General features: G+C 41.9%; 10 protein-coding genes and 1 tRNA gene. 5 read left to right on the forward strand and 6 right to left on the reverse strand.

The features are described 5' to 3' along the window. Positions 1-7: 7 nt before the first annotated feature. The 3 genes from VIM94_RS10620 to VIM94_RS10630 all read right to left on the reverse strand — a co-directional run bounded on the left by VIM94_RS10620 (position 8) and on the right by VIM94_RS10630 (position 2,037). Positions 8-83, reverse strand: a tRNA-His gene (locus VIM94_RS10620). Positions 84-160: 77 nt separating this feature from the next. Next, a complete protein-coding gene (gene bshB1 / locus VIM94_RS10625; protein ID WP_332039283.1) occupies positions 161-877 on the reverse strand; it encodes a bacillithiol biosynthesis deacetylase BshB1 in 717 nt (238 codons plus the stop codon). A 5-nt stretch (positions 878-882) separates the two neighbouring features. Beyond that, positions 883-2,037, reverse strand: coding sequence for a PLP-dependent aspartate aminotransferase family protein (locus VIM94_RS10630; RefSeq protein WP_332039274.1), 1,155 nt, complete (start codon positions 2,035-2,037; stop codon positions 883-885). Positions 2,038-2,162: 125 nt separating this feature from the next. On the opposite strand from VIM94_RS10630, the gene hutI reads away from it, so the two are divergent. The 3 genes from hutI to VIM94_RS10645 are packed head-to-tail and all read left to right on the forward strand — an operon-like array spanning position 2,163 to position 4,766. Beyond that, complete coding sequence (hutI, locus tag VIM94_RS10635) at positions 2,163-3,398, forward strand: imidazolonepropionase (protein ID WP_332039275.1); 1,236 nt, start codon at positions 2,163-2,165, stop codon at positions 3,396-3,398. Positions 3,399-3,400: 2 nt separating this feature from the next. Continuing rightward, entirely contained in the window at positions 3,401-4,411 is a 1,011-nt protein-coding gene (locus VIM94_RS10640) for a formimidoylglutamase (RefSeq protein WP_332039276.1), read from the forward strand. Next, a complete protein-coding gene (locus VIM94_RS10645; protein WP_332039277.1) occupies positions 4,401-4,766 on the forward strand; it encodes a DUF1622 domain-containing protein in 366 nt (121 codons plus the stop codon). The genes VIM94_RS10640 and VIM94_RS10645 overlap by 11 nt, the downstream gene beginning before the upstream one ends. A gap of 17 nt (positions 4,767-4,783) precedes the next feature. On the opposite strand, the gene treF is transcribed toward VIM94_RS10645, so the two are convergent. Next, positions 4,784-6,403: an alpha,alpha-trehalase TreF gene (gene treF, locus VIM94_RS10650; RefSeq protein WP_332039278.1), complete on the reverse strand. Its 1,620-nt coding sequence runs from the start codon at positions 6,401-6,403 to the stop codon at positions 4,784-4,786. A gap of 133 nt (positions 6,404-6,536) precedes the next feature. Here treF and VIM94_RS10655 point away from each other — a divergent pair, with 133 nt between their 5' ends. Next, on the forward strand, positions 6,537-6,995 hold the full coding sequence (locus VIM94_RS10655) for a GNAT family N-acetyltransferase (RefSeq protein ID WP_332039279.1): 459 nt from the start codon (positions 6,537-6,539) through the stop codon (positions 6,993-6,995). A 54-nt stretch (positions 6,996-7,049) separates the two neighbouring features. Continuing rightward, positions 7,050-7,859, forward strand: coding sequence for an MBL fold metallo-hydrolase (locus VIM94_RS10660; protein WP_332039280.1), 810 nt, complete (start codon positions 7,050-7,052; stop codon positions 7,857-7,859). A gap of 71 nt (positions 7,860-7,930) precedes the next feature. On the opposite strand, the gene VIM94_RS10665 is transcribed toward VIM94_RS10660, so the two are convergent. Further along, the gene (locus VIM94_RS10665; RefSeq protein ID WP_332039281.1) at positions 7,931-8,263 is read right to left on the reverse strand and encodes a hypothetical protein; all 333 of its coding nucleotides are present in this window, start codon (positions 8,261-8,263) and stop codon (positions 7,931-7,933) included. Between the two features lie 237 nt (positions 8,264-8,500). Further along, positions 8,501-9,694: an ADP-forming succinate--CoA ligase subunit beta gene (gene sucC / locus VIM94_RS10670; RefSeq protein WP_332039282.1), complete on the reverse strand. Its 1,194-nt coding sequence runs from the start codon at positions 9,692-9,694 to the stop codon at positions 8,501-8,503. Positions 9,695-9,779 lie beyond the last annotated feature (85 nt).

A 9,779-nucleotide genomic window follows, 5' to 3' on the forward strand; every position in this document is an offset into this window, starting at 1 on the left:
AATAAAGGGGTGGAAGACCGGTTTCGAACCGGCGACCTCCGGAACCACAATCCGGCGCTCTAACCAGCTGAGCTACAACCACCATTTTAATTGCGGTTGCAAATGTAATTTATTTCTACTATTTCCCAAAGAAAAAAATCATTTTCAAGAGTAAAAAAAATCAGATCAAATCAAAAAGTGAATCCACCGCCACGTAACGTTCAGCCGTAAATCCCTCAGCGTGTTCGGTATTGATCAGTCTCCCAAGGTCTCTTGCTCTGTAAGTAATACTGTCTAAAAAATTGGCGCTGGAAATCGGAGTTTGTGGTTCTTTTGAATTCTGGTCGAAGAATTGAGTCTTATAGGCCAGAACCGATTCCAGCTTCTTATCCATATAGCCCGTAATATCCACTACCAAATCAGGCTCCAGGTTTTTCCACTGGATGTAATGAAAAACCTGCTTAGGCCTCCATTCCTTCTGGCTCTTACCGTCATTAATAGTTTCTATTTTCCGCAATCCGCTGAGAAAACAGGCATCACTAACCAGTTTGGCACCTTTTCCATGATCTATATGCCTGTCTTCAACGGCATTGCAAAGCACGATCTCCGGGCGGTATTTTCTCAGTATCTTTATGATCTCCAATTGATGCGAGGTATTGTTTTGAAAAAAGCCATCGCTGAATTCCAGGTTATGCCGCATTACCACGCCCAGAATTTCGGCAGCAGCTTTTGCTTCCTTATCCCGGGTTTCGGCAGTACCTCTAGTGCCCAGTTCGCCCCGGGTAAGATCCAGAATCCCCACTTTCTTACCGCGGTCTACCTCTTTTGCGATAGTTCCTGAGCAACTTAATTCCACATCGTCAGGATGGGAGCCCACGGCTAATATATCTAACTTCATCATATTTACTTTCTGATTGCCTTTAACGCCTGTTCCAGATCCTCCATGAGATCCTCCTTCTCTTCTATTCCAACAGAAAACCTCATCAAACCATCCTTTATTCCCTGTTTCTCTCGTTCTTCTTCGGAAAGAAGTCCGTGGCTGGTTTTAGCCGGGGAAAGAATAGTAGATTCCACGCCGGCAAGACTCATCGAAGATTTTATCAAATTCAATTTCTTCTGAAACAGATCAGCATCAAGACCTTCACGAAGTTCAAAAGACATCATGCCTCCAAAACCGTGCATTTGTTTTTTGGCAATTTCGTGATCGGGATGAGATTCAAGGCCGGGATAATACACTTTGGCAATATCAGGATGGGTTTCAAGAAATTTCGCCAGGCTCAGGGCATTTTCATTCTGAGCTCTTACCCGAATTCCCATGGTTTTCAGACTACGTTCAAGGAGCCATACCGTATACTCACTTAGGCTGCCTCCAAAATTTTTAGCCAACTGAAAGATGGTATCCGTTTTTTCTTCCGAAGAGATCACGGTTCCGGCTAGAATGTCGCTATGGCCGCCCATATATTTCGTGGCCGAATGTATAACAATATCAATCCCAAGATCAATTGGATTCTGGTTTACCGGGGAAGCAAAAGTATTATCTATCATACTCACGAGTCCATGCTTTTTAGATATTTGGGCAACCGCTTCGATATCGGTCACCGTAAGCAATGGATTTGATGGTGTTTCTATGTAAATTACTTTTGTATTCGGCATGATCTCCTCCTCAAAAGAAGAAGGCTGAGAATCCTGCGTGAAGGTATATTCAATCCCAAATTTATCGAACTCCTCGGTTACCAGGTTGCTGGTGCCACCATATAAAGTATTCTGTAATACCACGTGGTCCCCTTTATGCAGGAAAGCTAACAAAGCAGTGCTTACCGCGGCCATACCGCTTCCAAAAATCAAGGCTGCCTCCCCATGCTCCAGGGCAGCCATTTTTTTGGCCAGGGCCACCTGGTTTGGGGTATTAAAATATCTTGGATATCGTTTTACCTCAACATCTTCAAAAGCATAGGAAGTGGCCATATACAAAGGAGAAACTGCCCCTTTAAATTCTTTATCTTCCAGTTCGCCGCTGTGAATGCAAATGGTATTTATTCCGGAATATTTTTTTGTCATTATAAAGTCTGTAAATTAATTTTTAAAAATTTCCTCTAAAATAAACATAAGCCCATAGTTTACCAGCATTTCCTTTATTTTTCTTCCCTGTTTTATATCTTTATATGGCAAAAACACAAAAGAAAATGAAATTACTGTTTACCAATATAAAAGAACTGTTACAGGTAAGGGACACTCCTGTGGATAAACTCTCGGGAAAAGAGATGAAGGAACTGCCCAGCCTTAAAAATGCCTGGTTGCTTATTGAAAATGATAGAATAGCCGACTTCGGAAAAATGGAAAATCTTTCTGAAATCAAAGCTGATGAGACTATTAATGCACAGGGAAAAATGATTCTTCCAGCCTGGTGCGACTCGCATACTCATATTGTTTACGCCGGAAACCGGGAACAGGAATTTGTAGATCGCATCAACGGGTTAAGCTACGAAGAGATCGCCAGGCGTGGCGGCGGGATTCTTAATTCGGCAAAAACCCTGAAGGAAACGCCGGAAGAGGAAGTATACCGGCAATCGGCGGAACGCCTGGAGGAAGTCATGAGCCTGGGAACAGGCGCAGTGGAGATTAAATCGGGATACGGCCTTACCAAAGAGGGAGAACTCAAGATGCTTCGGGTGATAAAAAGGTTGAAAGAAAATTACAATATTCCCATCAAAGCAACCTTCCTGGGGGCGCATGCCCTTCCAAAGGAATATGATGGAAATACTTCAGCGTACATAGACAAAGTGATAGATGAAATTCTGCCTGAAGTGGCTAAAGAAAAGCTGGCAGAATACATCGATATTTTCTGTGAGCAGGGCTATTTTACGGTGGAGGATACCAACCGCTTGCTTTCCGCTGCAAAGAATTACGGGATGAAGCCCAAGATCCACGTCAACCAGTTCCACGCCATAGGCGGAATTCAGGCAGGAGTAGAACAGGAAGCCTTGAGTGTAGACCACCTGGAGGTAATGCGGCCTGAAGATATTGAAAGCCTAAAAAGCACATCGACTATGCCGGTTGCACTGCCCACCTGTTCGCTTTATTTGAGTATTCCCTACACGCCGGCCCGCGACCTCCTCGATGCGGGATTACCCCTGGCTCTCGCTACCGATTTTAACCCGGGCAGCACCCCCAGCGGAAATATGAACCTGGTGGTTTCCCTGGCTTGCATCAAGATGAAAATGACTCCGGAAGAAGCCATCAATGCGGCAACCATTAACGGTGCCTACGCGATGGAACTCAGCGAGACCCACGGCAGCATCACTAAAGGAAAAAAGGCAAATTTCATCCTTACCAATGAAATTCCATCCTATGCTTTTCTTCCTTATGCCTTTGGAACCAATTCCATCGAATCTGTATATATTAATGGTCAAAAAGTGTAAGTATGGAAAGCCTGAAGCTCTATAATTCTAAAACGGTAGAAAAACTGTTCTCCCCACGAAAAGGAGAAACCAAATTTGGAGAAAAGATCGCATTCCTCACTGATCTGGAAACACTTAAAAAGCATCCCGCAAAATTCGTACTCTTCGGAATCCCGGAAGATATAGGGGTTCGTGCAAACCACGGAAAACCGGGAACTTCAGGTGCATGGGAAGCCTGTTTGAAATCTCTGTTGAATATTCAGCATAATAAACATACGCATCCCGAATCTCTAATCGTGCTTGGGCATATCGATTGTATTTCAGAGATGAAAAAGGCAGAGAATATCGATCCTACCGATCCTAATTATTTGCCTAAACTGGGAGACCTTACAGAGATCATAGATGGAAAAGTAAGTAAACTGGTGGAAACCATAGTTTCTGCAGGAAAGATTCCAATTATTATTGGGGGCGGGCATAATAATGCCTATGCTAATATTAAAGGTAGTTCCGGGGCTATTGGAAAAGCAATTAATGTACTTAATATTGATGCCCATACAGACCTCCGCAGGCTGGAACACCGCCACAGTGGAAATGGCTTCAGCTTTGCCAGGAAAGAAGGCTTTTTAGGAAGATATACGATCTTTGGCCTAGCACAAAATTACACCCCGCAATATATTTACGATGAGATCGAGGCCTCGGAACAAACCGAATTCCGATTATTCGAAGAATTGCTTGAGCATTCTTCAGAAGATCTCCATACTGCCTTTTTGGATAGCCTGGAGTTTGTTCGGGATGAGGAGTTTGGACTGGAATTGGACTGTGATGTAATCAAGGATTTTCCTGCCAGCGCAAAAACTCCTTCGGGTTTCAGCATAGAACAGGTACGACATTTCATCAGCCTTGCGGCGCGCTTGCCCGAGTGCAGTTACCTACATGTATGCGAAGCCGCTCCCACCTCTGAGAACGCTGAACAGGTAGGAAAAGCATTATCGTTTTTTATAACAGATTTTATGAAAACAGCCCATGGAAGATAGGATAAAAGAACTTATTGAATTAACTGCTATCATTATAGAGGTGGTAGGAATTCTGGTTATGATAATAGGGATTTTTCTTGCATTGGGACGATTTGCCTTTAAGCGCCAGGGAACCGAAATAAGAAGTTTTCAAAAGATCCGGGAAGAATTAGGCCGTGCCATCCTCCTGGGGCTGGAAATCCTTATTGCCGCCGATATTATTGCCACTGTGGTCTACGGTGCCAAAATAGGCCAAATTCTCAACCTCGGACTCATCATTTTGATCCGGACCTTCCTGAGTTTTACCCTGGAAGTAGAAATAGAAGGGAAATGGCCCTGGAAACAAAAAAGGAGCAGAACTACCGGGCAAAAATAGTATTGTGGAATTTTCTCTTAGTCTTCCCTGGAGAGTTTCTGGTAGACCCCATTGGTCCAGCCAAAGCCGTCCTGGGTAGGGTACTCTCCTCCCCCACTTTCTTTACTGAGGTCTTCCACATTGTATTTTTCCAATAATTTATAAGTCTTCTGATATACGTTTTGATTAAGGTTTAACCAGCGCTGCTTAATTTCTGAAGCTAGTTGGTCTTTACCATAATTCCGAAGTCCTTCAATACTCATATATTGCAGTGGGGCCCAGCCATTGGGCGCATCCCATTGTTGCCCCGTATGGTGCGGAGTGCTTACCAGGCCACCCGGCCTGAGGAAAACCTGTTCCAGGGAAGTGGCGACCTTATCTGCCTGTTCTTCTTCTGAAATCCCAACAAAAAGCGGGTAAACTCCGGCCAGAGAATAGATCCCGGTTTTATTAGCATCTTTAAAATTATAATCAAAATAAAAGCCAGTCTCCTCTTCCCAGAGGTATTTCTGAATAGCAGCCTTTCGTTTTTCTGCTTTTTTTCTGAAGATATTGGCTTTTTCAGGAGCTGCATTCAGTTCGTAGGCCTGGGCAAGAGTTTCCTCCAGGTAATAAAGTAAGCTATTAAGGTCAACCGGAATAATTTGTGTGGTATGGATACTATAAAGGTTGAAATCGCCATTCCCATTTATACTAAGCCACCGGCTGGAAAAATCCCAACCAGATTCGGCGGCAGCCCTTAAATCACGGTAAACCTCTTTTTTGGTCCGGTCTGGATTTTGAGCAATGGCTTTCTCGGCAGTTTGCACATCTTCCCGGTAACTTTCAGGTCTTGGAGAATTTTTATCATCCCAATATCGATTAAGCAGCTCCCCATCTGGTAGTCTTACCACTCTTCTATAAGCCCCCACTTCCCTGTTTTGACTTCCGGCCATCCAGAAATCATATTCCTTTTGTAAGGCAGGCAGGTATTCTAAATATACTTGCTCCCCCTGAATTTCGGCCAGCAACCCGACCATCCTGGCGAAAAAAGGTGGCTGAGAACGACTTAAATAGTAGGTACGGTTTCCGTTAGGAATAAAACCATAATTTTCAATGAGCCAGGCAAAGTTATCCAGCATATTTCTAATACTTTCTATTTCCCCGTCCTCCTGAAGACCAAGCATTGTGAAATAACTATCCCAGTAATAAATCTCACGAAACCTTCCCCCGGGAATTATATAGGGGTTCGGCAGAGGGATCAAGGTACCTGAAACCTGCTCATCTGAAGGACGTTTGAGGACATCCCATAATTTCTTTATATGAAGATTAATAGAAGAGGAATCGGTTTTATAGTTGCTGCTGGCTTCCGGGATATGGAAATTCTCATTTAGAAAGGCCATCATTTCGGTATTGGTCTTCGGTTGAATTTCAGCATAGCTCTTCCGAATTTCTTTCGGAGCTAAGCGAGGCACCGCATCTACAAAGGTTTTGCTGTCTGAAAACAGAGAGTCATTCTCCTGGACCTCAAAAAACAATTTCCCATAGAGCTCTTCAGGCGGCAGGATACTAAGCTGCTTTTCTTCGGTCTTTTTTTCTTCGGTCCTTGTTACCGATGAACAGGAATTCAATATTAAAAAAGAACACAGGAACAGAAAATTAACCGAAAGCTTTTTCATAAAAATTATTTTTTGATTAGGTAGGCATTGGTGAAAGTAAAAAATAATTTATAATTCAAGGATTTTAGACTTGAAGGCAATCTTCGGAAACAGCTTTATTTTCTATTTTAGCTAAAAATTTCAGCTTAGTAAAATGGAAATAATTTCTTACCAGCCACAATACGCCAAAGATTTTAAAGACCTAAACATAGCCTGGCTCGAAAAGTATTTTTGGGTTGAGCCTCACGACGAAGAGGTACTGGGCAATCCTGCAAAATATATTATTGAACCTGGTGGAACCATTTTTTTTGTAAAAGAAGGCGGGGAAATAATTGGCTGCGTTGCATTGATGAAAATAAAGGAGGGCGTATTTGAACTTACTAAGATGGCGGTTACCCCAAAATATCAGGGAAAGAAAATCGGGCAGCAATTAATGGAACACAGTATTAAATTCGCAAAAAAACAAGGCTGGAACGACCTTATCATCTACTCTAACCGAAAGCTGGAGAACGCGATCTATATTTATAAAAAATACGGATTTAAGGAGATTTCAATCGGAGAGAATAACCCGTATTCCCGCGGCGATATTAAGATGCACTTAGAGCTTTCTTAAATTTTTACAAAATTTGAGTTATTCCATTATCCATTACTTAATTTTATAGGTATTATGAGATATATATTAAGCTTGCTTACGATTAGTCTTTTCTTTACTTCCTGTAAAAACGAAGGGAGAGATACTCAGGCTGAAGAAGCAATAACAGAAAATGATTCGAAAACAGAAATAATTCAAAAAGAGACTGATAACACGGGTATAGACATTACACCAATTTCCCACGCTACGGCAGTGATTAATTGGGGCGATGCGACTTTTTATATTGATCCTGTGGGCGGTGCGGCAGCTTTTAAAGGTGTAGAAAAACCCGATTTTATACTTATTACCGATATTCACGGTGATCATATGAGCGCTGAAACATTACAGAGTTTAGACCTTGAAGGTACAGACATTATCGTTCCTCAAGCCGTAAAAGATGAATTGCCAACAGAGATGAGCAATAACTTGAGAACTTTAGACAATGGAGGCACCACTCGTGTACTTGACTTCTATATTCAAGCTATACCTATGTATAATCTTCCCGAAGATCCAGAAGGATATCACCCAAAAGGTAGGGGCAACGGCTATGTTGTGGAAAGAAATGGGATAAAACTATATATTGCCGGAGACACAGAAGATATCCCTGAAATGCGAAACCTCAAGGATATAAATGTAGCTTTGGTTCCTATGAATCTCCCGTATACCATGACCGTGGAAGATGCGGCAGATGGCGTCTTAGCCTTTACCCCTAAAAAAGTTATTCCTTACCATTTCAGAGGTCAGGATGGTTTTGCAGATGTTGAAAAATTTAAAAAACTGGTAAACGCCGGCAATAAAGATATTAAAGTTAAAATATTGGAATGGTATCCCGAAAAAGAAAAATAGATATTCTAACTATAAAGAATAAAACCCGGTGATGAGCCGGGTTTTTTGTGCTTTACATTTTTTGATCGATCTTAAGCTTTGAGTCTGATGGGTAATTTGTACTCTTTTATAGACTTATCTAGTTGTGTTTTAACCTTCTTGTAATTCAGGCGCTTCTTAATCACGCTTTTTACATACGGGTCGTCACACTCCACCGATAGTACCACGATCTCATTGTTTTTGTTGAAAGTAATAGTAAGATTGACTTCCTTTTCTTCCTCCTCAAGTTCTATAGGTAAATCTTCAAGAAGTTTTTCTACTTCATATTTAAAAGCAGAAGTTGGATCTACAGGCAGTTCGGCTGCCTTTACTGCTGAGCCAAAACCAATGGCCAGCACCAGTAAAAATAACTGTAATTTTTTCATAATAAAATGATTTATAAGGTTATACACTAAAAAAGACCGTATAAATTTTTAGATGTTACAGTATGTGATTGAATTTTTAGAAAAAAAATTAAAAAGCTGGTGATGGAGAGGCGGCCCAATAGTTAACCGGAGAGAATGAGATTTCGGATCAAGTCCGGCATAAGACTAGAGTTTTTTCCATAAAAAAACCGCCCTGACTAAAGGCGGTTTTCAAAAATCATTATTTTGTTACAGCTATTAGCTAAGTACTTGCTGTACTTTATCGGCTGCTTCCTTGAATTCTACGGCAGAATGAATTTTCAATCCACTGTTGTCTATTAATTCTTTTGCAATATCGGCATTAGTACCCTGCAAACGAACGATAATAGGCACATTCACCTTATCTCCAAGGTTTTTATAAGCATCAATGATTCCCTGTGCCACACGGTCACATCGAACAATACCACCAAAGATATTCACCAAAATAGCTTCTACTTTTTCGTCTTTCAGGATAATTCTGAAAGCCTCTTCTACCCTTTTGGCATCTGCGGTACCTCCAACATCAAGGAAGTTTGCAGGTTCTCCACCCGCCTGTTTAATAAGATCCATCGTTGCCATTGCAAGTCCGGCTCCGTTTACCATACAACCAACGTTTCCGTCAAGGTCTACATAGTTTAGTCCTACTTCCCTGGCTTCAACTTCGGTTGGATTCTCTTCGCGGATATCACGCATTTCGGCATAATCCTTATGACGGAAAAGCGCATTATCATCAAGGGTTACCTTAGCATCTACAGCAAGGATCTTATCATCACTGGTCTTCAATACCGGGTTAATCTCAAAAAGTGAAGAATCAGATTTTTCAAATGCGGTATAAAGCGCGGTCACGAATTTCACCATTTCTTTAAAGGCTGTCCCACTAAGGCCTAGATTAAAGGCAACGCGACGTGCCTGGAAAGGAAGCAATCCTACGGTAGGATCGATCTCTTCGGTGAAGATAAGGTGCGGGGTCTTCTCGGCAACGCTTTCAATATCAACTCCACCCTCGGTAGAATACATAATCATATTTCTACCGGTAGAACGGTTAAGCAATACTGACATATAGATCTCTGAGGTTTCACTATCTCCTGGATAGTATACATCCTCTGCAACAAGTACCTGGTGTACTTTTTTTCCTTCAGCGGAAGTTTGAGGAGTTACCAGGTTCATCCCGATAATGTCTCCTGCGATCTCTTCTACTTCTTTAAGGTTCTTGGCAAGTTTCACCCCGCCCCCTTTACCACGGCCTCCGGCATGCACCTGGGCTTTGATCACGTGCCAACCGGTTCCGGTTTGTTCGGTTAATTCTTTGGCGGCATTCACGGCTTCGGTAGCATTATGAGCTACAATCCCGCGCTGAATGCGCACTCCAAAACTATTTAAAATCTCTTTTCCTTGATATTCGTGTATATTCATAATCAGGTATTTCTTCAGATTTAATTACGGTTAACAAAAGTAACAAAACCAAAAGTATTGTACCAATCTTTTTTCCTTTAATAAT

The sequence above is a fragment of the Salegentibacter sp. genome, from assembly GCF_036568425.1.
GTDB lineage: Bacteria > Bacteroidota > Bacteroidia > Flavobacteriales > Flavobacteriaceae > Salegentibacter.

Excerpts from the sequence above, each read along its gene's own strand:
- bshB1 (WP_332039283.1), bottom strand. The coding sequence starts at position 877 with ATGAAGTTAGATATATTAGCCGTGGGCTCCCATCCTGACGATGTGGAA.
- VIM94_RS10630 (WP_332039274.1), bottom strand. The coding sequence starts at position 2,037 with ATGACAAAAAAATATTCCGGAATAAATACCATTTGCATTCACAGCGGC.
- hutI (WP_332039275.1), top strand. The coding sequence starts at position 2,163 with ATGAAATTACTGTTTACCAATATAAAAGAACTGTTACAGGTAAGGGAC.
- VIM94_RS10640 (WP_332039276.1), top strand. The coding sequence starts at position 3,401 with ATGGAAAGCCTGAAGCTCTATAATTCTAAAACGGTAGAAAAACTGTTC.
- VIM94_RS10645 (WP_332039277.1), top strand. The coding sequence starts at position 4,401 with ATGGAAGATAGGATAAAAGAACTTATTGAATTAACTGCTATCATTATA.
- treF (WP_332039278.1), bottom strand. The coding sequence starts at position 6,403 with ATGAAAAAGCTTTCGGTTAATTTTCTGTTCCTGTGTTCTTTTTTAATA.
- VIM94_RS10655 (WP_332039279.1), top strand. The coding sequence starts at position 6,537 with ATGGAAATAATTTCTTACCAGCCACAATACGCCAAAGATTTTAAAGAC.
- VIM94_RS10660 (WP_332039280.1), top strand. The coding sequence starts at position 7,050 with ATGAGATATATATTAAGCTTGCTTACGATTAGTCTTTTCTTTACTTCC.
- VIM94_RS10665 (WP_332039281.1), bottom strand. The coding sequence starts at position 8,263 with ATGAAAAAATTACAGTTATTTTTACTGGTGCTGGCCATTGGTTTTGGC.
- sucC (WP_332039282.1), bottom strand. The coding sequence starts at position 9,694 with ATGAATATACACGAATATCAAGGAAAAGAGATTTTAAATAGTTTTGGA.